This is a genomic window from Streptomyces sp. NPDC107550, assembly GCF_055639095.1.
The window spans coordinates 146,630-168,859 of the sequence record NZ_JBVKBC010000007.1 but is presented as its reverse complement, the minus strand read 5'-3'; the positions used below and the strand labels follow the sequence as shown (position 1 = coordinate 168,859).

Sequence of the window (22,230 nt, the reverse complement as noted above, 5' to 3'; positions counted from 1 at the left end):
CGTGTGGACGTCTGCTGATTGCCGATTCGCCGGAGGTTTCCATGGCCGCTCGTGTTCCTACCGCTCCCCTCGCCGCCGCCGGCCTCATCGGGGGTTACGCCACCGCTCGGTTCACGAAGAAGCGGCCGCTCGGGGGTGTCGTGCTGGCCGTCGCCGGGGCCGCCGCCGCGTCGCAGTGGACGAAGGCGCGGGGCGGGGCCGTCGCCGGGGCGCTGACCGGGGCGTATGTCGCGGCGTTCGCCGGGTCGCATCCGCTGGCGAAGAAGGTCGGTGCCTGGCCGGCCGTGTTCGGCGTGGCCGGGGCCGTCGCCGCCGCCTCCTACGCCCTCGTCGACCGTCACGCCTCCGGCACGGGCAGCACCGCCGGCTGACCCACCGCCGTCAGAAGCGGACCGTCACCCAAAGCCCCCGCCTGCCGGCCGAAGCCCCTGCCGCCACCGGAACCCCCGGCCGGCCGGAGCCCCCGTCACCCGGAACCCGCACCGGCCGGCCGGAACCCCCGTCACCCAAACCCCCGGCGCCGGACGGAACCCCCCTCACCCCCCGTGCGCCAGCACGTTGATCACCCTGCCCTGCGGGTCCCGGACGAAGAAGCGGCGGACTCCCCAGTCCTCGTCCCGCAGGCTGTGGACGATCTCCGCGCCCGCCTCCCGCATCGCCTCGTACGCCGCGTCCACCTCCCCCGCGTCGGCCAGTTCGACGCTGAGGTCGGGGACGACGGGGGCCGTCGCCTCGTGGGTGAGGAAGCTGAGCTGGGCCGTGGGGGACTCCGGGGACGCGAGGGTCGTGATCCAGCCGAGGTCCATCGCCTCCGCCATGCCGAGCCGCCCGTAGAAGGCGCGGTGCGCGGCGAGGGTCCGCTCGGAGTCGATCCGGACGTTCGGCACGATTCTTCGTACGGTCATGCGCCCTGCCTGCCCCGGAACGTCGCCCGGTACGCGCCCGGCGACACCCCGAGCGCCGACTGGAAGTGCTGGCGCAGGGAGGCCGCCGTGCCGAAGCCCGTCTCGGCGGCGACGCGGTCGATCGTGCGGTCGGTGCGTTCCAGCAGCTCCCGCGCCCGGTCGAGGCGGCGGCCCGCTAGCCAGGTCATCGGGGTCAGGCCCGTCTCCTCGCGGAACCGGCGGCTGTACGTACGCACCGACATCGCGTCCCGCGCCGCGAGGTCGGCCAGCGTGAGCGGTTCGGCCAGGCGGGTCAGCGCCCAGGCGCGCGAGCCGGCCGTGGACGCGCCGCCCTCCGCCTCCACCGGCCGCCGGATGTACTGCGCCTGACCGCCCTCGCGGTGCGGCGGCACAACCGTGCGCCGGGCGACCTCCGCCGCGACGGCCGCGCCGTGGTCCGCGCGGATCATGTGCAGGCACAGGTCGATGCCCGCCGCCTCCCCCGCCGACGTCAACACCGCGCCCTCATCCACGTACAGCACGTCCGCATCGACCGTGACCTGCGGAAACGTAGCGGCGAAGCGGGCCGACGACAGCCAGTGCGTGGTCGCCCCGCGCCCGTCGAGGAGCCCCGCGGCGGCGAGGACGAACGCGCCCGTGCAGATCGACGCGACCCGCCGTCCCGGCCGCCGTACGCACAGCGCCCGCGCGAGGTCCGCGTCGAGGGTGCCGGGCGCGAGGGCCTCGTCGAGTTCGTGGGAGGCGGGGACGAGGACGACGTCGGCGGCCGCGACCGTCTCCAGGCCGTGCGCCGCCTCGATGGGGAAGTCGGCGTCCGTACGGACCCGCCCGGGGCGCGGCGCGCAGGTGCGGACGGTGTAGAGGGGCGCGCCCGTCGCCGGGTCGCGGGCGGCGCCGAACAACTGGTGGACCAGGCCCAGTTCCATCGGCAGCACACCGTCCCTGACCAGCACCGCCACCGTCATCCCCACCGACGTCGCCACCGACGTCGCCACCGACGTCGCGGCCCGCCGGCCGTCCTCCCCGTCCATCGAAGCCTCCCCGCCTACACTCATGGCCAGATTCTTTCACATCACGACCATCTGGCCACTCGTGAAGCCCGTACGGACCGGCGCAGGCTCGGGGCATGGACCAGATGACAACTCGAGGCACGGGTGAGAAGGCGGATCGCCGGCGGCCGTGGGTGGTCGCCGCCGGGGCCGCGCTCGCCCTCGTCGTCGCCGGCGCCTTCAGCACGCTCGCCGGCCTCCTCGTCGGCCCGCTCCACGCGGAACTGGGCTGGTCGCGCGCGGCGATCGGCCTCGGCTCGCTCGTGAACATGGTGGTGTACGGGCTGACCGCGCCGTTCGCCGCCGCCCTCATGGACCGCGCGGGCATCCGCAAGGTCGCCGTGGGGGCGCTCGCGCTGGTCGGTGCGGGGGCGCTGCTGACGACGACGGTGACCGCGCCCTGGCAGTTCGCCCTGTACTGGGGGGTGCTGGTGGGGCTCGGCACGGGGGCGTGCGCGTCGACGTTCGCGGCGACCGTCACCGAGCGCTGGTTCACGGCGCGGCGTGGCCTGGTCGCGGGGCTGCTCACGGCGGCGAGCGTGGTCGGCCAGTTCGTGTTCCTGCCGCTGCTGTCGTGGGTGATCGGCGCGTACGGGTGGCGGGCCGCCGCGTACGGGCTCGCGCTGGCCGCGGCCGGCGCGCTGCCGCTCGTGTACGCGGCCGTCCGCGACCCCGCCCGGCAGCGGGCGTCGCTCCCGGTACGGGGGCCAGGGGCCGCCTCCTGGCTGCGCGGAGGGCCGTTCTGGCTGCTGGCGGGCACGTTCGCGGTGTGCGGCGCGTCGACGAACGGCGTGATGTGGACGCACTTCGCGCCCGCCGCCCACGACCACGGCATGCCGGCGACGCTCGCCGCCTCGCTGCTCTCCCTCGTCGGGATCTTCAACGTCGCCGGAACCGTCGGCTCCGGCTGGGCGACCGACCGCTCCGACCCGCGCCGGCTGCTCGCCGCGTACTACGCGCTGCGCGGGCTGAGCCTGCTGGCGCTGCCGATGCTGCTGACGGCGACGGTGGGGCCGCCGCTGGTGGCGTTCACCGTGGTGTTCGGGCTGCTCGACGTGGCGACCGTGCCGCCGACCCTCGCGCTGTGCCGCGTGCACTACGGCTCGCGCGCGCCGCTGGTCTTCGGCTGGGTCGGCGCCGCGCACCAGGCGGGCGCGGGCGCGATGGCGTACGCCGGGGGCGCGGTGCGGGACGCCCTCGGCTCGTACGACCTCGTCTGGGTGGGGGCGGGCGTGCTGTGCGCGGTGGCGTCGCTGCTCGCGCTGACCATCGCCGGGCGGCGGCCGGCGCGGGCGGGGTGCGGGGCGCGCCGGGTCACGGTGTAGCGGGGCCGGGCCCGGTGGGCGGCGCGGCGGACAGCGGGCGCGCGATGTCCTCAAGGGAGCGCCCCTCTGCCCGTACGGCGAGGAACGCGGCGACCAGACCCGCCACGCACATCAGACTCGCGCCGATCTGGAACGCGAGCGCGGTGTCCGCGATCTTGCCGCTCTTGGTGAGGTCCGCGAACAGCAGCGGCCCGCTGATCCCGCCGGCGGCCGTGCCGATCGCGTAGAAGAAGGCGATGGCCAGCGCCCTGGTCTCCATCGGGAAGATCTCCGAGACGGTCAGATACGCGCTGGAGGCGCCGGCCGACGCGAAGAACAGCACGACGCACCAGCAGGCGGTGAGCGTCGTCGCGCTGAGCGAGCCCCGGCTGAACAGATACGCCGTGGCGAACAGCAGCAGCCCCGACAGCAGATACGTCGACGAGATCATGATCCGGCGCCCGAGCGTGTCGAAGAACCGGCCGAGCAGCAACGGGCCGAGGAAGTTGCCGGCGGCGACGACGGCGAAGTAGTAGCCGGTGGAGCCGGTCGGCACGTCGAAGAACGTGGTGAGGATCGCGCCGAAGCCGAAGGTGATCGCGTTGTAGAGGAACGCCTGCCCGATGAAGAGGGCGAGCCCGAGCGTGGTGCGCTTGGGGTACGTGGTGAAGACGGTACGGGCGATCTCGCCGAAGCCGACGCTGCCGCGCTGCCGGATGGTGATCTCGCCGTCCGGCGCGGGGAGTTCGCGGTCGTGGTGCTGGGCGCGTACGCGGTCCTCGATGCCGGCGACGAGGTCCTCGGCCTCTCGCTGCCTGCCGTGGATGATGAGCCAGCGGGGGCTCTCGGGGACGTTGCGGCGGACGAGCAGGATGACCAGGCCGAGGACGACGCCGAGGGCGAACGTGAGGCGCCAGCCGACGTTCTTCGCGAACAGGTCCGTGTTCAGCGCCACGATCGACAGGAGCGAGCCGCCGATCGCGCCGAGCCAGAAACTGCCGTTGATGATCAGGTCGACGCGGCCCCGGTACCGGGAGGGGATCAGCTCGTCGATGGCGGAGTTGATGGCCGCGTACTCGCCGCCGATGCCGAAGCCGGTCAGGAAGCGGAACGCGAAGAACCACCAGGAGGAGAACGAGACCGCTGTCAGCGCGGTCGCGGCGAGGTAGACGCCGAGCGTCAGCAGGAAGAGTTTCTTGCGGCCGTGGCGGTCGGTCAGGCGGCCGAAGAACAGGGCTCCCGCGCAGGCGCCGGCTACGTAGAGGGCTGCGGCCAGGCCGGTGACCTGGGCGGATGTTACGGGGAGGCCGCTGCCGGACTCCGAGAGGCGGCCGGCGATGTTTCCTACGACGGTCACTTCCAGGCCGTCCAGGATCCAGACTGTGCCGAGGCCGATGACTACCGTCCAGTGCCAGCGGGACCAAGGGAGTCTGTCCAGGCGGGCGGGGACGGATGTGGTGACGGTGGGTTCGCTCACGGCGCGCCTCCTTCTCCCCGGGGAACCCCCGTCTTCCCCCACGGCCCGTCCTCACGCCCCCGCGCCTATTAAGGGGGCTGCCCCTGACTCCGCCCATCACCGGCGCCCCGGTGACCGCCCGATCGCGCAGTTCCCCGCGCCCCTATCGGGGCACACCTGGTGCGTGGTCACCTGCGGGCCGGTGGGGGCTGATCGCGCAGTTCCCCGCGCCCCTGGAAGCGGGGCTTCGCCCCAGCTTCCCCAGGGGGAGGTGGCGACGCAGTCGCCCCTCCAGGGGCGCGGGGAACTGCGCGACCAGCCACGACGAAAGTCGAGGAAACCCACCGGCCGAGGCCACCCACCCACCCAGGGGCGCGGGGAACTGCGCGAGCGGCCACGACGAGCCGTCAGACGAAGGAACTGAACCGCACCCCGCGCCGGAAGGCCACCGTCACCGGACGAACGCCTGGGACACCGCGTAGATGACCAACCCCGCCAACGACCCCACCACCGTGCCGTTGATACGGATGAACTGCAGGTCACGCCCGATATGCGCCTCGATCTTGCGGGACGTCACCTCCGCGTCCCACCCGGCGACCGTGTCACTGATGAGCGACGTGATCTCCGCCCGGTACGTCGTCACGACATAGACCGCCGCCCCCTCGACCCACCCGTCGACCTTCGCCCGCACCTTCGCGTCGGAAGCCATCCGCGCCCCGAGCGACAACAAGGACGCCCGCACCCGCAACCGCAACTCGCTGCGCTCGTCCTCGGCGGCGGCCACGATCATCGCCCGTACGGCGGACCACGTGGACGCGATGAGGTCCTGCACCTCGGAGCGGCCGAGCACCTCGGACTTCAGGCGTTCCACGCGCGCCCGCGTGTCGGAGTCGGCCTGGAGGTCCGCCGCGAAGTCCCGCAGGAACCGGTCGACGGCCCCGCGCGCCGGATGCCCGGGCATGTCGCGCATCTCGGTGACGAACCGCAGCAGTTCCTTGTAGACGCGCTCCCCGACACGCTTGTCGACGAACCGGGGCGTCCAGCCCGGCGCCCCGCCCTGCACGGCGTCCATGACGGAGTCGGCGTGCGCGACGAGCCAGTCGTGGGCCCGTACGCAGACGAGGTCGACGACCCGCTTGTGGCCGCCGTCGGCGACGACCTTCTCCAGCATCTTGCCGATGCCGGGCGCGATCTCCGCGTTGTCCGCGCGGCGCGTGATCGCCTCCCCGACGACGGCCTGCACATCGGAGTCGCGCAGCACGGTCAGCGCGCCGCGCAGCGCGGTCGCCAGTTCGGCGGTGACGCGGTCGGCGTGGGCGGGGTCGGCGAGCCAGGTGCCGAGGCGGGAGCCGATGCCGACGGCGCGCAGCCTGTCCCGTACGACGTCGGCGGAGAGGAAGTTCTCGCCGACGAACTCGCCGAGGGACGTGCCGAGCTGGTCCTTCTTCCTCGGGATGATCGCGGTGTGCGGGATGGGCACGCCGAGCGGATGGCGGAACAGGGCGGTGACGGCGAACCAGTCCGCGAGGGCGCCGACCATGCCGGCCTCGGCGGCGGCCGCCACGTACCCGGTCCAGGCGCCGGCGCCCGTGTGCCCCGCCCAGGTCGTGAGGACGTAGACGAGGGCGACCAGGACGAGCAGGGCGGTGGCGGTGAGCTTCATGCGGCGCACGCCGCGCCGCTTCTCCTCGTCCGCCGGGCTGAACTCGCCGGTGAACCGGCGGGCGGCACGGGGCGCGGCGGTGTCCGCGCGGGCATACTGGCCGTGGGCAGTGCCGCCCACGCCATCCCGCTCGTCGCGCTCATCCCGTTTGTCCGGCTCGCTCATGGCTCACGTCCCGTCCGCGCATCTCTTGCCGGTCCCGGCATTGTCATTCCCCTCACACATTGTCCCTTCCTGACCGACTCGCGGAACGAACGACAAGTTCCCGGCGTCTGAATGGTCGGAGGGGGGCAGAGTCGCCCCCACTCGTTGCCGAATCTGTCCCGTGTCGCATCATGGGATCATCACCCCGGAGCCTCGGGCTCCCCCTGCCCGAGGAGACTCACGCCGCATGACCAAGCGTCACGGTTATGCCTTGCTGGCGGCGCTCGTCGCGGTCGCCGTAGTGATCTCCGCCGCGATCTACGTCGGTTTCTCCGGCGTGCTGCGCGGCGAAGACGGTTCCGTCCAGGCGGGCGGCGCCCATCCGCGCGGCTCCGCCGCCCCCGCGTCCACCGGCACCTGGGCCGGCAGCTGGTCCGCCTCCCCGGCGGGCGCCGAGCCCGGCACCGAGGCCAAGGGCTTCTACGGCCGCTCCCTCCGCAACATCGTGCACACCAGCATCGGCGGCACCGGGGCCCGCATCACCCTCTCCAACCTCTACGGGCAGCAGCCGCTGAGCATCACGCACGCCTCCGTCGGCGTGGCGTCCGCGCCGGGCAGCGCCACCGCGCTCGCCGGCACCGTGCGCCGGCTGACCTTCTCCGGCGACACCTCGGTCGTCATCCCGGCCGGCCAGCAGGTCATGAGCGACGCGGCCCGCATCCAGGTGCCCGCCGACTCCGACATGCTCGTCACGACGTACTCGCCGACGCCGTCCGGCCCGGTCACCTACCACCCGCAGGCCCGGCAGATCTCGTACGTGGCCGAAGGCGACCGCACGGAGGACCCGAGCGGCACGCACTACACCGAGCAGAGCCCGTACTGGCGCTATCTGACCGCGCTCGACGTCCTCAGCCACGAGGCGGAGGGCACCGTCGTCGTCGTCGGCGACTCGCTCACCGACGGCATCACCTCGACGATGGGCGCGAACCGGCGCTGGCCCGACGTGCTCGCCGACCGGCTGCGCAACGAGCCTGGCGCCCCGCGCTACGGCGTCGCCAACCAGGGCATCAGCGGCAACCGCGTGCTCTCCGACGGCCTCGGCCGCCCGGCGAACAACCCGAGCGCCCTGTCCCGCTTCGACCGGGACGCGCTGGCGCGGTCGGGTGTGCGGGCCGTCGTCATCGACCTCGGCATCAACGACATCCTGCGCAACCCGCACCGCACCGATCCGCGTCAGATCACCGACGGGCTGCGGGAGCTGGTGCGGCAGGCTCATCAGCGGGGTCTGCGGGTTGTCGGGGCGACGCTGATGCCGTTCGAGGGGCACCGGGGGTATGAGCCTCGGCTGGAGACGGTGCGTCAGGGGGTGAACGCGCAGATCCGTGCGGGGCGGGTCTATGACGCGTACGTCGACTTCGATCGGGCGTTGCGGGATCCTTACGACCCGCGGAAGCTGCTGCCGCAGTATGACTCCGGTGACCATCTGCACCCCAGTGACCTGGGCTACCGCAAGATGGCCGACGCCTTCGACCTGACGTCCCTCAAGGGCACCACCGGCGCGGAACTCTAACGCCTGCGGCTAGCCTCGGGCGCCGGGAAGTTCCCCAGCACAGGCCCCCTTGCAGTGACCGTTCGCGCAGTTCCCCGCGCCCCTATCGGGGCATGACCGTGCGTGGTCATCTGCGGCCCGGTGGGGCTTCTCGCGCAGTTCCCCGCGCCCCTGAAGCATGCACTCCGTGCAGCTTCCCCTTGGGGAAGCGGGGCTCCGCCCCAGCTTCCCCAGGGGGGAAGCGGCGACGCAGTCGCCCCTCCAGGGGCGCGGGGAACTGCGCGATCAGCCACGACGAAAGGCGAGCAGGGAAGATCAGGGGCAGGCCCGACTACACAGGCCCCCGCCGCTTCCGCTCGCCCCGCGGAGCCTTCCGCTCGACCCCGATCCCGCCCATCAGGGCATACCCCCGGACCACGACCCGCGGCGACCCCGGCGACCCCGCCCCCGTCCCCTTGTCGTCGACGCCGCCCATGACACCGAAGCCGTGCACGGCGACGTCCAGTTCCGGCGGCACCGTCACATTGATGCCGCCCATGATCGTGAAGCAGCGGATCTCGACGTCACGGGACGCGAAGTTCGCCTCGCGCAGATCGATGTCACCGCCACCCCACATGGCGAACGCCGTGAACCGCTCGCCCACCGTCCAGCGCCCCCGCCGGCTGAACCCGCTCCAGAACGCGAACGCCCCGCTGGACGTGGCCCGCCCGCCGATCCGCGCGGGCCAGTGGACACCGCCCTCAGGCCGCTTCACGAAGTCGACGGAGGCCGAGGCCGCACCCGTCACCGCCGGAAGGTCACCCGTCAGCGGGGCCAACTCCCCGTACGTACGCGCCGCGTAGGCCGATTCGAGGCGCTCGCCGAACTCCTCCATGTCGATCCGCCCCTCGGCGACGGCCTCCCGCAGCCGCGCGGCGACCGCCTCCCGGTCGGCGTCCGAGGCCCGCAGCGCGGGCGCGGGAACGGGCGGGGGCGCGGGGGTCGGGTCGGCACCGGGGCGGGAGTCGTCCGTCATGGCATCAGCGTACGGGCGACGGGCGCGGCGGAGCCCTCGTTCGCGTACATCCGTGCGATGACGGCCTCGATGTCGGGTTCGCGGACGGACAGGTCGACCAGCGGATAGCGCGCGGCGACGTCGGCGACCAGCGGGGCCGCCGGCCGGTCCGCCGCGAACGCCAGCCACTGCCGGCTCCCCTCCACCTTCACCACCCGGGCCGACTCCAGGTCCAGCGGCGGCAGTTCGCGCTCCAGGTCGACGACGAGGGTCCGCTCGGGCGCGGCGCCGGCCGCCCGGTGCAGGCCGTCGAAGGCACCGTCGTACATGAGGCGGCCGTGGTCGACGACGAGGACGCGGCGGCACAACTGCTCGATGTCACCGAGGTCGTGCGTGGTGAGCAGGACGGTCGTGCCGCGTTCGGTGTTCAACTCCCGCAGGAAGGAGCGGACTTTGGCCTTGGAGACGACGTCGAGGCCGATCGTCGGCTCGTCCAGGTAGAGCACGTCCGGGTCGTGCAGCAGGGCCGCCGCGATGTCGCCGCGCATCCGCTGGCCGAGGGAGAGCTGCCGTACGGGTACGTCCAACAGGTCGGCGAGGTCGAGGAGTTCGACGCAGCGGGCGAGGTTCGCCTCGTGGCGGGGGCGTTCGATGCGGTACAGGCGGCGCATCAGCCGGTAGGAGTCGATGAGCGGCAGGTCCCACCACAGGGTGGTGCGCTGGCCGAAGACGACGCCGATGCGGGCGGCGAGGCGGGTGCGGTCGCGGGCGGGGTCGATGCCGGCGACGCGCAGCCGCCCGCCGCTCGGGGTGAGGATGCCGGTCAGCATCTTGATCGTCGTGGACTTCCCGGCGCCGTTCGGGCCGATGCAGCCGACCATCTCGCCGCGCGGCACCCGGAAGGAGATCGAGTCGACGGCCCGTACGAGCCGTCGCTCGCGGCGCAGGAACCCGGTCCTGCGCCGTACGTCGAAGACCTTCTCCACGCGGTCGGCCGCGATGAACTCGTCGTCGTGCACGGGCTGTTCAGCTCCCTGTACTGCGGTAGCGGCGGAGCGCGGCCCGCCAGGCGAGCAGCGCGAGGGACAGGGCGAGGGCGGCGACCACGGGCGGCGCGAACGCGGCCCAGGCGGGCAGGCCGAGCGGGTAGGGGCGGCCGAGGACGTACAGGCCCGGCAGCCAGTTGACGAAGGCGAGCGGCAACACGAAGGTGACGCCGCTCAGCAGGTGCCGGCCGAAGACGCTCGGCGGGTAGCTGAGCAGGGTGACGCCGCCGAACGTCGCCGCGTTCTGCACCTCGGAGGCGTCCTGCGCGACGATCTGGAAGGCGCCGCCCGCCACGTAAACGGCGGTGAAGATGAGCGCGCCGCACCCCACGAGCGCGGGCACGCACAGCGCCTTCAGGGGCGTCCAGGTGACGTCGGCGGCGCTGACGCCCCAGGTCAGCACGGCGAGCCCCTGGAGGATGCGGCCGAGGCGGCGCGGCGCGAACCGGTCGGCGGCGAGCTGCACGAGGACCGGCACGGGCCGCACGAGGAACGCGTCGAAGCTGCCGTCGCGCACCCGCTGCCCGAGCCGCCCCACCGAGCCGGTGAAGAGGTCGGCGAGGCCGAAGGAGGTGCCGGCCGCGCCGTACAGGAAGGCGATCTCGGGCAGCCCGTACCCGCCGAGCCGGTCCACGCGCGTGAACATGAGCAGGATGCCCGCGAACTCCAGGCCGGTCAGCGCGAACGTGCAGGCCGTCGCCAGGACGAAGGAGGCGCGGTAGGCCATCGTGGCGCGCACCCACATCGCGCAGATCAGCAGATACGCCCGCCCCGCCTGACGCACCCGCCCCGCCTGACGCACCCGCCCCGCCCGGCGCACCCGGACCGTCCTCGGCTCAGCCACCCTGGACCACCACCCTGCGCGTCGCCGTACGCTGCGCGAGCCGCCCCGCGCCCAGCAGCACCGCCGCCCAGCCCGCCTGGAACGCCAGCGCGCCCGCCGCGCCCCTGCGGCCGAGGAGCACGTCGGCGGGGACCTGGAGCAGCGCCGACCAGGGCAGCGCGCGGGCCACCTCGCCGAGCGCGCCCGGGAACACGGTGAGCGGCAGCAGCATGCCCGACAGGAACGTCGAGACCAGGCCCGTCAGTTGGGCCACGCCCGACCCGTCCAGCAGCCAGAACGTGGACAGCGCCACCAGATACCGCAGCGCGAAGCTGACGACCGCGCCGAGCACCAGCGTGGCGAGGAAAGCCGCCCAGCGCGCCGGCGCGGCGGGCAGCGCGAGCGGGAACAGCAGCGCCCCCACGCCCATCGGCACCACGCCCCGCCCGAGGAGCTGGAACGCGGCGCGCCCCAGGTCGTGCGCGAGCCACCACGCCTGGAGGTCGGCCGGCCGGTACAGGTCGACGGCGATGTCACCGCTCCTGATCCGCTCCATCAGCTCCGCCTCGAAACCGCCCCCGAGCTGGATCATCATCACCGCGTACAGCGCCTGGCCGACCCACACGTACGTCAGTGCCTGCGCGCGGTCGTAGCCGCCGAGATGCGGGCGTTCGGCCCACAGCGCGAGATACGTGGAGGCGATGATCACGCCGAAGACGACGTTGGTGAAGACGCCCGCCCAGGTCGCCCTGCGGTAGGTCGCGTACCGCCGGAACGCGCCGGCGCCCACGGCCCCGTACAGCCACACCCGCTCCACCCGCGCCCGCCCTCCCCGTGCCGCCGTCGCCTCGTCTCCCCTGCGCCGAGCGCAGGACCCTAGCGCGGGCCGGGTGTCGCCTGCCATGCATTTTCCGGGTGATGTAGGAGTCTTGTATGTCGTACGAGGCGTACGTGACGTACGACGCGAAACAGGAGTTCCACAGGACATGAGCAGCGACGAGCCGCACCCGCCCGAGCAGCCCCGGCCCGAGCGCGAGCCCGGGGCCGAGGCCGGCAGCACCCGGGACGACGGCGAGCCGCCCCGGAAGGGCCGGCGCCCGAAGCGCACCGGCTGGCGGCGGCTGATCCCCACCTGGCGGATGCTGCTCGGCACGGTCCTCGCCGTGCTGCTGCTGTGCGCCGGCCTGTTCGCGCTCGGCTACTACCTCGTCGACATCCCCGCGGCGAACTCCGCGGCGACCGCCCAGAGCAACGTCTACCTGTACGCCGACGGCACCCAGATCGCCCGCGACGGCGAGGTCAACCGGGAGAACGTGAAGCTCGCCCAGGTCCCCAAGGCCGTCCAGCGCACCGTCCTCGCCGCCGAGGACCGCGACTTCTACTCCGAGTCCGCCGTCGATCCCAAGGCGATGCTGCGCGCGGCGTGGAACACGGTCACCGGCAAGGGCAGGCAGTCCGGCTCCACGATCACCCAGCAGTACGTGAAGAACTACTACCTGGGCCAGGAGCAGACGATCTCGCGGAAGGTGAAGGAGTTCTTCATCTCCATCAAGCTGGACCGCGAGTCGAGCAAGGACGACATCCTGGAGGGCTATCTCAACACCAGCTACTTCGGCCGCAACGCCTACGGCATCCAGGCCGCCGCCCAGGCGTACTACGGCGTCGACGTCGGCAGGCTGACGACCGCTCAGGGCGCCTACCTCGCCGCCCTCCTCAACGCCCCCAGCGCCTACGACGTCATCGCGCACCCCGAGAACAAGGGCCGGGCCGTCGCCCGCTGGAACTACGTCCTGGACGGCATGGTCAAGGAGAAGTGGCTCAGCCCCGCCGAGCGCGCCCGCATGACCTTCCCCACCCCCGACGACGCCAAGGGCCCCGCCGGCATGTCCGGGCAGCGCGGCTACCTCGTGCAGGCCGTCAAGGACTACATCACCGAGCACAAGATCCTCGACGAGGACACGCTCGCCACCGGCGGCTACCGCATCACGACCACGCTCCAGCGCAAGAAGCAGGACGCGTTCACCAAGGCCGTCGACGACCGTCTCATGGCGCAGATCGACAAGAAGAACCGCAAGGTCGACCGGAACGTCCGCGCCGGCGGCGCCGCCATCGACCCCGCCACCGGCAAGGTCCTCGCCATGTACGGCGGCATCGACTACACGAAGCAGTACGTCAACAACGCGACCCGCCGCGACTACCAGGTCGGCTCCACGTTCAAGCCGTTCGTCTTCACCTCCGCCGTCGAGAACGCCGCCACCACCCAGGACGGCCGCGCCATCACCCCCAACACCGTCTACGAGGGCCGCAACAAACGTCCCGTACAGGGCTGGAACGGCGGCTCCTACGCCCCGGAGAACGAGGACAACCGCTCCTACGGCCCCATCACCGTGCGCACCGCCACCGACAAGTCCGTCAACTCGGTGTACGCGCAGATGGCCGTCGACGTCGGCTCCGACAAGGTCAAGCAGACCGCGATCGACCTCGGCCTGCCCGCGAACACCCCCGACCTGACCGCCACGCCGTCCATCGCGCTCGGCCCCGCCACCGCCAGCGTCCTCGACATGACGCAGGCGTACGCCACGCTCGCCGGACACGGCAAGCACGGCACGTACACGCTGGTGAACGCGGTCAGCAAGGACGGCGAGGCCGTCGACCTGCCGGCCCGCGACACCCGCTCCGTCGTCAACCGCGAAGCGGCCGACACCACGACGTCCATGCTGCGCTCGGTGGTCGAGGGCGGCACCGGCACCGCCGCCAAGGCCGCGGGCCGCCCCGCCGCCGGCAAGACGGGCACCGCCGAGGAGGACACCGCCGCCTGGTTCGCCGGGTACACGCCCGACCTCGCCACCGTCGTCGCCGTGATGGGTCAGGACCCCGACACCGGCGCCCACACCCCGCTCTACGGCACCGCGGGCCTCGCCCGCGTCAACGGCGGCGGCTTCCCCGCGCAGATCTGGGCCCAGTTCACCCGCGACGCGCTCGCCGGCACCCCGGCCCGCGACTTCGACCTGCGGCTGGAGAGCGGCGCCGACGAGCCCGCGCCGGTGCCCTCCCCGGGCCGCTCCGGCACGGGGCCGGCCACGCCGTCCGCGTCCGGTTCCGGCGACACCACGAGCCCGTCGGCGCCGTCCACGGACCACACGCCGAGCGAGCCGGTGCCCACGGCGACCGCGTCACCGCAGACCGGCGGCGGCACGGACGGCGGCACCGCCGGGGACACGGGCGGGAGCGGTGACACGGGTCAGAGCCCCGGCGACACCGGAGGCAGCGGCGACCTCGGCGGCCTCAATGGCCTGACGTCACCTTCAGACCGACGATCGCCACAAGCAGCAGGGCGATGAAGAAGATCCGCGCGGCCGTCGCCGGCTCCCCGAGCACGAGCATGCCGACGACGGCGGCGCCGGCCGCGCCGATGCCGACCCAGACGCCGTAGGCCGTACCGATGGGCAGGGACTTCGCCGCGTACGAGAGCAGCAGCATGCTGGCGACGATCCCGGCGCCGGTGAACACGCTCGGCCACAGCCGCGTGAACCCGTTCGTGAACTTCATGCCGATCGACCAGCCGACCTCGAGAAAGCCGGCGATCACGATGAGAATCCAGGCCATGACAGGCACCTCCGTCTTGAGCTTCAACAGGGGGTGCGTCGTCTTTGCGTAGAGCCCGGTACGGCGCGTCTCGTCGGGTGCCTCCACGGTAGCAAAAGCACGGCAAAAGGGGCTGGTGACCATGGTCACCAGCCCCTCGGCACACTCCGCGAACGCGCGGCGCCGGAGAAGGACGCGCTACAGATACAGGCCCGTCGAGTCCTCCGAGCCCTCGAACCGGTCGGCGGCCACCGCGTGCAGATCCCGCTCGCGCATCAGCACGTACGCCACGCCGCGCACCTCGACCTCCGCCCGGTCCTCCGGGTCGAACAGCACCCGGTCACCGGGCTCGACCGTGCGCACGTTCTGCCCGACGGCCACGACCTCGGCCCATGCCAGGCGCTTGCCGACCGCGGCCGTCGCCGGGATCAGGATGCCGCCGCCGCTGCGCCGCTCGCCCTCCGACGTGTCCTGCCGCACGAGCACACGGTCGTGCAGCATCCGGATGGGCAACTTGTCGTCGTGCTGGGTCTTCTCGCTCACGCGACGAAAATACCCGCCCCACGCGCCGGCGCGCGCTACCGGGTCAGCGCTTGCGGCGCCGCGCACCCACCGTGAGCAGTCCGACGACACCGACCACGACGAGCGCGACCGGCACGATCCGCTCCACGCGCGGCGCGCCGTCCTCCGTCACGAACTGCCCCTTCACCTCCGACACCAGCCGGTTGGCACCGACGTAGGCGCGGCCGAGGGTGTGGTCGACGTTCGAGACGAGCTTGGCCTTCGCGTCGCCCACGATCGTCTTCGGGTGCACCCGCACCCCGATCTCGTCGAGCGTCTCGGCCAGGGTCTCGCGGCGACGCCTGATGTCCGCCTCGATCTGCGCCGGCGTCCGCGTATCCGGGCCGTCGGGCGTGTGAGACGTGCTGGACCTGTCCGACACCGCGCTGCCTCCGTGGTCGCTGGGAAATGGCACTGCTGGAAAAGGCACTGTACTGACGGACAGTCTGTCAGCTCACCGCTCACACCACCCCCCGGCACCCCCCATTACGCTCAAGCCGTATCACCCGATCCGCGAGGAGATGCGAGCGACATGAGCGAGCGACTGCAGCCCGGCGACACCGCCCCGGCCTTCACCCTGCCCGACGCCGACGGCAACGAGGTCTCCCTCGCCGACCACAAGGGCCGCAAGACCATCGTCTACTTCTACCCGGCCGCCCTCACCCCCGGCTGCACCAAGCAGGCGTGCGACTTCACCGACAACCTGGAGCTGCTCGCCGGCGCCGGCTACGACGTCATCGGCATCTCGCCCGACAAGCCGGAGAAGCTCGCCAAGTTCCGCGAGAAGGAGCACCTGAAGGTCACCCTGCTCGGCGACCCGGACAAGAAGGTCCTGGAGGCGTACGGCGCCTTCGGCGAGAAGAAGCTGTACGGCAAGGTCGTCACCGGGGTCATCCGCTCCACCGTCGTCGTCGACGAGGACGGCAAGGTCGAGCGCGCCCTGTACAACGTGAAGGCGACCGGTCACGTGGCGAAGATCATCAAGGATCTGGGCATCGCCGCCGAATGACGCGTGCCTCCCACGGGTACGCATCCTGTGACGAAAGTCCCCTCTCCCGGGGACTTTCGTTTGCAACCGCCACGATCGAGCAAGTGATCCCCTGGAACGATTCTGCGTCCAGAGAAGGGATCCACTCCATGACCACCGGGACCGAGGAAGAGCCCGAGCTCGACCCGGAGGCGGTCAAACGGCACCGCAACCTGTTCCGCGCTGTCAGACGGCGCCGGAACCCGCCCCTGCGGCGCACCGACATCACCGTCACCGACGAGGCCGCGGTCAAGCGCGCCGTGAAGGCGGCGTCGCTCGGCAACGCCATGGAGTGGTTCGACTTCGGTATCTACTCCTACCTCGCCGTCACCATCGGACACGTCTTCTTCCCGTCCGGGAACGACACCGTGCAGCTCATCTCGTCGTTCGCCACGTTCGCCGTGTCCTTCCTGGTCCGCCCCATCGGCGGCATGGTGTTCGGCCCGATGGGTGACAAGCTGGGCCGTAAGAAGGTCCTCGCCATGACCATGATCCTCATGGCCATCGGCACCTTCGCCATCGGCCTGATCCCCTCGTACGCCACCATCGGCTTCTGGGCGCCGGTCCTGCTGATCTTCTTCCGGCTCATCCAGGGCTTCTCCACGGGCGGCGAGTACGGCGGCGCGTCCACCTTCATCGCCGAGTACGCGCCGGACAAGCGGCGCGGCTACTTCGGCAGCTTCCTGGAGTTCGGCACGCTCGCCGGGTACGTCGGCGCCGCCGGCCTCGTCACGATCCTCACCACGTGGCTCGGCAGCGACGGCATGGAGTCCTGGGGCTGGCGCGTCCCGTTCCTCGTCGCGGGCCCCATCGGCCTCGTCGGCCTCTACCTGCGACTGCGCCTGGACGAGACGCCCGCCTTCCAGAAGCTGGAGGACGAGACCTCCCACAAGGCGTCCGACGCGGCCGGCGCCGTCGAGACCACGGCCAAGGGCGACCTCGCCAAGATCTTCCGCGACTACTGGCCGACGCTCATCCTGTGCATCTGCCTGGTCGGCGCGTACAACATCACCGACTACATGCTGCTGTCGTACATGCCGACGTACCTGTCCGACGAGATGGGCTACTCCGAGACGCACGGGCTGCTCATCCTCATCGCCACGATGATCATCCTCATGTGCGTGATCAACCAGGTCGGCAAGCTGTCCGACCGGTTCGGCCGCAAGCCGCTGCTCATGGCGGGCATGCTGGGCTTCTTCGTGCTGTCGATCCCCGCGTTCCTGCTGGTGAAGAACGGCGCCCTGTGGGCGGTCTCGCTCGGCATGCTGATGCTCGGCCTCTCCCTGGTCTGCATGCTCGGCACGATGTCCGCGGCGCTGCCCGCCCTGTTCCCGACGCAGGTCCGCTACGGCTCCCTGTCCGTCGGCTACAACCTCTCCGCGTCGATCTTCGGCGGTACGACACCGCTGGTCATCACCGCGCTGATCTCGGCGACCGGCACGGACATGATGCCCGCGTACTACGCGATGGCCGCCGCCCTCGTCGGCGTCATCGCCGTCGCCTGCATGAAGGAGACGGCCCAGCAGCCCCTCGCCGGCTCCCCGCCCTCGGTGGAGACCCCGGAAGAGGCCGCGGAAATGGTCGAATCCCAAGCCCAGACCCCCAAGTTCTGACCCGGACCGCTCCATCGGCCTCGACATGCCGCCCTGCGGAGCCAGTAAGCTGGACGGGCCCTGCGCCCGTACGCCAAGGGCTGAGCGGCGGTCTTTAGGTGGCCGTGTTTGTCGGTTCGAATCCGACCGGGCGTACATGCCAGAAGGGCGCTCCCCGTGGGGAGCGCCCTTCTGTGTGCGTGGGGTCAGGCGAGGAGTTCCCCGAGCACCGGGACCAGGGCTCGGAAGGCTTGGCCTCGGTGGGAGATGGCGTTCTTCTCGGCCGGGGTCAGTTCGGCGGCCGTGCGGGTGTCGCCCTCGACCTGGAGGATCGGGTCGTAGCCGAAGCCGTTGGTGCCCGCCGGGGCGTGCCGCAGGGTGCCGCGCATCCGGCCCTCGACGACGCGCTCGGTGCCGTCGGGCAGGGCGAGGGCTGCGGCGCAGGCGAAGTGGGCGCCGCGGTGGCGGTCCTCGTCGATGTCGCCGAGCTGGGCGAGGAGCAGGTCGAGGTTGGCCTGGTCGTCGCCGTGCTTGCCGGCCCAGCGGGCGGAGAAGATGCCGGGGGCGCCGCCGAGGACGTCGACACAGAGTCCGGAGTCGTCGGCGACGGCGGGCAGGCCGGTGGCCTTGGCGAGTGCGTGGGCTTTGAGCAGGGCGTTCTCGGCGAAGGTGACGCCGGTCTCGCGGACGTCCGGGATCTCGGGGTAGCTGTCGGCACCGACGAGTTCGTGCGGGAGGCCGGCTTCCGCGAGGATCGCGCGGAGTTCGACGATCTTGCCCTTGTTGCGGGTGGCGAGGATGAGGCGGGTCATGGTCCCCAGTATCGCGGGCCGCTCACGGGGTGCAGACCTTGGTCAGTTCGCCGGCGGCGTCGGTGACGGGGCTGACGTCGGGGGTGGTGTCGCCGTCCTCGATGGCCTTACGGACATTGCCGACGGCGTCGCCCAGGTGGTCGACGGCGGTGGAGACGTCGGTGTCGTCGGTCTTGTCGCGGATGGTTTTGAGGTTCTTGTCGATGGCGTCGAGTGCCTGGTCGGCCTGGGTGGGGTCGTCGCCCGCGTTCTCGACGGCGGTCTGGAGGTCGGTGACGCTGTCGGCGATGGCGTCGGCGGTGCGGACGCAGTCCATGGCCTTGTCGACGGCGGAGCAGCCGGTGGCCGCGGTGGCGGCGACGAGGGCCGCGGCGGCGGCGAGCAGGGCGGTGCGGCGGTGTGGGCGCGCGGCGGCCATGGGTGGGTCCTCCCGTGGGAACGAAGAGGTGGACGACCGGTGTTGGTCGTCCACCTGTTCGTAGTGACGCGAGGAAGGGTCACCCGGTTGCCGCGCGGCTTGGGGCTCTCTTTACCCTCCGGTCAGGCGAGCGGCGCCTCAAGCGCGGCGCGCTGGAGGGCGGCCAGTTCCTCGCAGCCAGCGACGGCCAGGTCGAGCAGGGCGTTCAGCTCGTCGCGGGCGAACGGTTCGGCCTCCGCGGTGCCCTGGACCTCGACGAAGCGGCCGTCGCCGGTGCAGACGACGTTCATGTCGGTGTCGGCGCGTACGTCTTCCTCGTACGGGAGGTCGAGCATCGGGACGCCGTCGATGATGCCGACGGAGACGGCGGCGACGGAGCCGATGAGGGGCTTGCGGCCGGCCTTGACGATCTTCTTGGCCTGGGCCCAGGCGATGGCGTCGGCGAGGGCCACGTAGGCGCCGGTGATGGCGGCGGTGCGGGTGCCGCCGTCGGCCTGGAGGACGTCGCAGTCCAGGACGACGGTGTTCTCGCCGAGGGCCTTGGTGTCGACGACGGCGCGGAGGCTGCGGCCGATCAGGCGGCTGATCTCGTGGGTGCGGCCGCCGATCTTGCCGCGCACGGATTCGCGGTCGCCGCGGGTGTTGGTGGAGCGGGGCAGCATGGAGTACTCGGCGGTGACCCAGCCTTCGCCGCTGCCCTTGCGCCAGCGGGGGACGCCTTCGGTGAAGGAGGCGGTGCAGAAGACCTTCGTGTCGCCGAAGGAGACGAGGACGGAGCCTTCTGCGTGCTTGCTCCAGCCGCGTTCGATCGTGATCGGGCGGAGTTGGGTGGGGGTGCGGCCGTCGATACGAGACATGGGGTGAGCGTATCGGGGGTGGCCCGGGGTTCTCTCCGGGTGGGCCCGGCGCCGGGGGTCGTCGTTCACCTGCGGGCCGGTGGGGGCGTCTCGCGCAGTTCCCCGCGCCCCTATCGGGGCACACCTGGTACGTGGTCATCCGCGGGTGCGTGGGACGTCTCGCGCAGTTCCCCGCGCCCCTTCGGGGCACTACCGTGCGTGGTCATCTGCGGGTGCGTGGGGCTTCTCGCGCAGTTCCCCGCGCCCCTGAAGCATGCACTCCGTGCAGCTTCCCCTTGGGGAAGCGGGGCTTCGCCCCAGCTTCCCGGCGGGGGCGGGCGACGCAGTCTCCCCTCCCGCTGCCCCCAGGGGGGAGGGTGCGACGTAGTCGCCCCTCCAGGGGCGCGGGGAACTGCGCGACCAGCCACGACGAACCCGCAGGTACAAGCTGACGGGCAGGCCCACTTACCGAAAGAAGGCGCGGGAAGCGCGAAGGCCCCGGTTCAGCAGGAACCGGGGCCTTCGCGGGACGCTTGCGCGTAGGTCACATCATGTCTTCGATGTCCGCCGCAATAGGATCCGCATCCGTCCCGATGACGACCTGAATGGCCGTGCCCATCTTGACGACCCCGTGCGCCCCGGCAGCCTTCAGCGCGGCCTCGTCCACCTTCGAGGGGTCGATGACCTCGGTACGGAGACGGGTGATGCAGCCCTCGACCTCTTCGATGTTGTCGAGGCCGCCGAGCCCGGCGACGATCTTCTCAGCCTTGCTGGCCATTGCTTACTCCCTGACTCTCTGGACGACCCGCCATGGGACCGTTTTGTCACGGTAACCCACGGTTGGACCAACTTCACGAGCGGCAACGCCTTTCATCCCGAAGGATGACGATCACGCGAGGACTCGTCGCAACTGGTCTACACCAGTATGCAACGGCCGCCAAGTGACCCGTGTTCCCGGAGGAAGCCCATGAGCGCGAACGCCGCCGCCGTACCCCGGCCGAGCCCCTGGAAGAACTTCTTCCAGGGGCTCCAGAAGATGGGCCGCAGCCTGCAACTGCCCATCGCCGTGCTTCCCGCCGCGGGCATCGTCAACCGTCTCGGGCAGGACGATGTCTTCGGCCCCGACGGCCTGAACTGGGTCGATGTCGCCAAGGTCTTCAAGGGCGCCGGCGGCGCCCTGCTCGACGCCGACATCGGCCTGCCCCTGCTGTTCTGCATCGGTGTCGCCATCGGCATGGCGAAGAAGGCGGACGGTTCGACCGCGCTCGCGGCGGTCGCCGGCTTCCTCGTCTACCGGGGCGTGCTGCACCAGTTCCCGCAGGACTGCCCGAAGGGCTCCGCGCCCGTGGCGACCGGCTGCCAGGTGGCCGCGGATCACACGGTGGCGGCCTTCTCGTACCAGAATCCGGGCGTGTTCGGCGGCATCATCATGGGCCTGCTCGCCGCGTTCTTCTGGGTGCGGTTCCACCGTACGAAGCTGGTGTCCTGGCTCGGCTTCTTCAACGGCCGCCGGCTCGTGCCGGTCATCATGGCGTTCGTCGGCATCCTCTTCGCCGTGATCTGCCTGTGGGTGTGGCCGCCGGTCGGTGACGCGCTGGAGTCCTTCTCGAACTGGCTGCAGAGCCTCGGCGCCTGGGGTTCGGGCATCTTCGGTGTGGCGAACCGCGCGCTGCTGGTCATCGGCCTGCACCAGTTCCTGAACACCCCGCTGTGGTTCCAGTTCGGCACATACACCAAGCCGGACGGCACGCAGGTGCACGGTGACATCAACATGTTCCTCAGCGGCGACCCGCACGCGGGCATCTACCAGACCGGGTTCTTCCCGATCATGATGTTCGCGCTGCCGGCGGCCTGCTTCGCCATGTACCACTGCGCGCGGCCGGAGCGGCGCAAGGCGGTCGGCGGCATGATGCTGTCGCTGGCGCTGACCTCGTTCGTCACGGGTATCACCGAGCCGATCGAGTACTCGTTCGTCTTCATCGCACCGGTCCTGTACGCGGTGCACGCGGTGCTCACCGGTGTGTCGATGGCGGTGACGTGGGCCTTGGGGGTCAAGGACGGCTTCAGCTTCTCGGCGGGCCTGATCGACTACGTGATCAACTGGGGGCTGGCCACCAAGCCATGGATGATCATTCCCATCGGCCTGTGCTTCGCGGTGGTCTACTACGCGGTGTTCCGCTTCGCGATCACCAAGTTCGACCTGAAGACCCCGGGCCGCGAGCCCGAGGAAGAGGTCGAGGACATCACGAAGGCGTGAGCGCCATGAGGTGAGCACCACCGTATGAGCACCACCGTGTGAGCGCGGCGCGAGCCGCGCGCGACAGGGCCCCCGGACCTCGGTCCGGGGGCCCTTCGTCATGTCCTGTCCGGTGAAAGTCACCAGTTTCCGTTTTCAGGACTTTTACCGTGTCCCTACCCCGCACAAGTGGTCTACACCAGTACATGGCGCCGCCCGCCGCCAGACGT

Annotated in this window: 22 protein-coding genes, 1 tRNA gene and 1 riboswitch; of the genes, 8 read left to right on the top strand and 15 right to left on the bottom strand. The window is 71.5% G+C overall.

Annotation, left to right across the window (positions count from 1 at the left end; all coding sequences use genetic code 11):
• Nucleotides 1–41 precede the first annotated feature (41 nt).
• The gene (locus tag ACZ7LY_RS12875; protein WP_471624585.1) at nucleotides 42–371 is read left to right on the top strand and encodes a hypothetical protein; all 330 of its coding nucleotides are present in this window, start codon (nucleotides 42–44) and stop codon (nucleotides 369–371) included.
• Nucleotides 372–536: 165 nt separating this feature from the next.
• Here the strand turns inward: ACZ7LY_RS12875 and ACZ7LY_RS12870 are convergent, their stop codons facing one another.
• Nucleotides 537–905 carry a VOC family protein gene (locus ACZ7LY_RS12870; protein ID WP_471624584.1) on the bottom strand — a complete coding sequence of 123 codons (369 nt, stop codon included), beginning with the start codon at nucleotides 903–905 and terminating at the stop codon, nucleotides 537–539.
• A complete protein-coding gene (locus ACZ7LY_RS12865; RefSeq protein WP_471624713.1) occupies nucleotides 902–1,870 on the bottom strand; it encodes a GlxA family transcriptional regulator in 969 nt (322 codons plus the stop codon). Before ACZ7LY_RS12865 ends, ACZ7LY_RS12870 begins: the two co-directional genes overlap by 4 nt.
• Before the next feature lie 161 nt (nucleotides 1,871–2,031).
• Here ACZ7LY_RS12865 and ACZ7LY_RS12860 point away from each other — a divergent pair, with 161 nt between their 5' ends.
• A complete protein-coding gene (locus ACZ7LY_RS12860) occupies nucleotides 2,032–3,279 on the top strand; it encodes an MFS transporter (RefSeq protein ID WP_471624583.1) in 1,248 nt (415 codons plus the stop codon).
• On the opposite strand, the gene ACZ7LY_RS12855 is transcribed toward ACZ7LY_RS12860, so the two are convergent.
• The gene (locus tag ACZ7LY_RS12855; protein WP_471624582.1) at nucleotides 3,269–4,735 is read right to left on the bottom strand and encodes an MFS transporter; all 1,467 of its coding nucleotides are present in this window, start codon (nucleotides 4,733–4,735) and stop codon (nucleotides 3,269–3,271) included. The genes ACZ7LY_RS12860 and ACZ7LY_RS12855 overlap by 11 nt on opposite strands.
• A 430-nt stretch (nucleotides 4,736–5,165) precedes the next feature.
• The gene (locus ACZ7LY_RS12850) at nucleotides 5,166–6,542 is read right to left on the bottom strand and encodes a DUF445 domain-containing protein (RefSeq protein WP_471624581.1); all 1,377 of its coding nucleotides are present in this window, start codon (nucleotides 6,540–6,542) and stop codon (nucleotides 5,166–5,168) included.
• 226 nt (nucleotides 6,543–6,768) lie between these two features.
• Here ACZ7LY_RS12850 and ACZ7LY_RS12845 point away from each other — a divergent pair, with 226 nt between their 5' ends.
• The gene (locus ACZ7LY_RS12845; RefSeq protein WP_471624580.1) at nucleotides 6,769–8,091 is read left to right on the top strand and encodes an SGNH/GDSL hydrolase family protein; all 1,323 of its coding nucleotides are present in this window, start codon (nucleotides 6,769–6,771) and stop codon (nucleotides 8,089–8,091) included.
• A gap of 310 nt (nucleotides 8,092–8,401) precedes the next feature.
• Here the strand turns inward: ACZ7LY_RS12845 and ACZ7LY_RS12840 are convergent, their stop codons facing one another.
• From ACZ7LY_RS12840 to ACZ7LY_RS12825, 4 genes are all read right to left on the bottom strand, one after another.
• Entirely contained in the window at nucleotides 8,402–9,085 is a 684-nt protein-coding gene (locus ACZ7LY_RS12840) for a DUF1707 SHOCT-like domain-containing protein (RefSeq protein WP_471624579.1), read from the bottom strand.
• Nucleotides 9,082–10,083 (bottom strand): ABC transporter ATP-binding protein, encoded by a 1,002-nt coding sequence (locus ACZ7LY_RS12835; protein WP_471624578.1) that lies wholly within the window; start codon nucleotides 10,081–10,083, stop codon nucleotides 9,082–9,084. The genes ACZ7LY_RS12840 and ACZ7LY_RS12835 overlap by 4 nt, the downstream gene beginning before the upstream one ends.
• Before the next feature lie 7 nt (nucleotides 10,084–10,090).
• Nucleotides 10,091–10,855: an ABC transporter permease gene (locus ACZ7LY_RS12830; RefSeq protein WP_471624712.1), complete on the bottom strand. Its 765-nt coding sequence runs from the start codon at nucleotides 10,853–10,855 to the stop codon at nucleotides 10,091–10,093.
• A 91-nt stretch (nucleotides 10,856–10,946) separates the two neighbouring features.
• Nucleotides 10,947–11,837 carry an ABC transporter permease gene (locus ACZ7LY_RS12825; protein ID WP_471624577.1) on the bottom strand — a complete coding sequence of 297 codons (891 nt, stop codon included), beginning with the start codon at nucleotides 11,835–11,837 and terminating at the stop codon, nucleotides 10,947–10,949.
• 82 nt (nucleotides 11,838–11,919) lie between these two features.
• Between ACZ7LY_RS12825 and ACZ7LY_RS12820 the strand changes: the two genes are divergently transcribed.
• Nucleotides 11,920–14,274: a transglycosylase domain-containing protein gene (locus tag ACZ7LY_RS12820; protein ID WP_471624576.1), complete on the top strand. Its 2,355-nt coding sequence runs from the start codon at nucleotides 11,920–11,922 to the stop codon at nucleotides 14,272–14,274.
• Here the strand turns inward: ACZ7LY_RS12820 and ACZ7LY_RS12815 are convergent.
• The 3 genes from ACZ7LY_RS12815 to ACZ7LY_RS12805 form a co-directional block, all read right to left on the bottom strand.
• Complete coding sequence (locus ACZ7LY_RS12815) at nucleotides 14,219–14,539, bottom strand: DMT family transporter (protein WP_471624575.1); 321 nt, start codon at nucleotides 14,537–14,539, stop codon at nucleotides 14,219–14,221. The genes ACZ7LY_RS12820 and ACZ7LY_RS12815 overlap by 56 nt on opposite strands.
• Nucleotides 14,540–14,571: 32 nt before the next feature.
• A riboswitch (guanidine-III (ykkC-III) riboswitch) is annotated at nucleotides 14,572–14,637 on the bottom strand.
• Nucleotides 14,638–14,716: 79 nt separating this feature from the next.
• Nucleotides 14,717–15,061 carry a GroES family chaperonin gene (locus ACZ7LY_RS12810; protein WP_471624574.1) on the bottom strand — a complete coding sequence of 115 codons (345 nt, stop codon included), beginning with the start codon at nucleotides 15,059–15,061 and terminating at the stop codon, nucleotides 14,717–14,719.
• Nucleotides 15,062–15,104: 43 nt separating this feature from the next.
• Nucleotides 15,105–15,461: a DUF3618 domain-containing protein gene (locus ACZ7LY_RS12805; RefSeq protein WP_471624573.1), complete on the bottom strand. Its 357-nt coding sequence runs from the start codon at nucleotides 15,459–15,461 to the stop codon at nucleotides 15,105–15,107.
• A 150-nt stretch (nucleotides 15,462–15,611) separates the two neighbouring features.
• Between ACZ7LY_RS12805 and bcp the strand changes: the two genes are divergently transcribed.
• The 3 genes from bcp to ACZ7LY_RS12790 all read left to right on the top strand — a co-directional run bounded on the left by bcp (nucleotide 15,612) and on the right by ACZ7LY_RS12790 (nucleotide 17,854).
• The gene (bcp, locus tag ACZ7LY_RS12800) at nucleotides 15,612–16,088 is read left to right on the top strand and encodes a thioredoxin-dependent thiol peroxidase (RefSeq protein WP_471624572.1); all 477 of its coding nucleotides are present in this window, start codon (nucleotides 15,612–15,614) and stop codon (nucleotides 16,086–16,088) included.
• Nucleotides 16,089–16,216: 128 nt separating this feature from the next.
• The gene (proP, locus tag ACZ7LY_RS12795; protein WP_471624571.1) at nucleotides 16,217–17,719 is read left to right on the top strand and encodes a glycine betaine/L-proline transporter ProP; all 1,503 of its coding nucleotides are present in this window, start codon (nucleotides 16,217–16,219) and stop codon (nucleotides 17,717–17,719) included.
• Between the two features lie 62 nt (nucleotides 17,720–17,781).
• Nucleotides 17,782–17,854, top strand: a tRNA-Leu gene (locus ACZ7LY_RS12790).
• A 50-nt stretch (nucleotides 17,855–17,904) separates the two neighbouring features.
• Here ACZ7LY_RS12790 and rdgB read toward each other — a convergent pair.
• From rdgB to ACZ7LY_RS12770, 4 genes are all read right to left on the bottom strand, one after another.
• The gene (rdgB, locus tag ACZ7LY_RS12785; protein ID WP_471624570.1) at nucleotides 17,905–18,510 is read right to left on the bottom strand and encodes an RdgB/HAM1 family non-canonical purine NTP pyrophosphatase; all 606 of its coding nucleotides are present in this window, start codon (nucleotides 18,508–18,510) and stop codon (nucleotides 17,905–17,907) included.
• A gap of 22 nt (nucleotides 18,511–18,532) precedes the next feature.
• Nucleotides 18,533–18,928, bottom strand: a complete 396-nt coding sequence (locus ACZ7LY_RS12780) for a hypothetical protein (protein WP_471624569.1) — start codon at nucleotides 18,926–18,928, stop codon at nucleotides 18,533–18,535.
• A gap of 122 nt (nucleotides 18,929–19,050) precedes the next feature.
• Nucleotides 19,051–19,785, bottom strand: coding sequence for a ribonuclease PH (rph, locus tag ACZ7LY_RS12775; protein WP_471624568.1), 735 nt, complete (start codon nucleotides 19,783–19,785; stop codon nucleotides 19,051–19,053).
• Nucleotides 19,786–20,308: 523 nt separating this feature from the next.
• Nucleotides 20,309–20,542 (bottom strand): PTS sugar transporter subunit IIB, encoded by a 234-nt coding sequence (locus ACZ7LY_RS12770; protein ID WP_471624567.1) that lies wholly within the window; start codon nucleotides 20,540–20,542, stop codon nucleotides 20,309–20,311.
• Between the two features lie 189 nt (nucleotides 20,543–20,731).
• Between ACZ7LY_RS12770 and ACZ7LY_RS12765 the strand changes: the two genes are divergently transcribed.
• Nucleotides 20,732–22,021 (top strand): PTS transporter subunit EIIC, encoded by a 1,290-nt coding sequence (locus ACZ7LY_RS12765; protein WP_471624566.1) that lies wholly within the window; start codon nucleotides 20,732–20,734, stop codon nucleotides 22,019–22,021.
• Nucleotides 22,022–22,230: the final 209 nt, after the last annotated feature.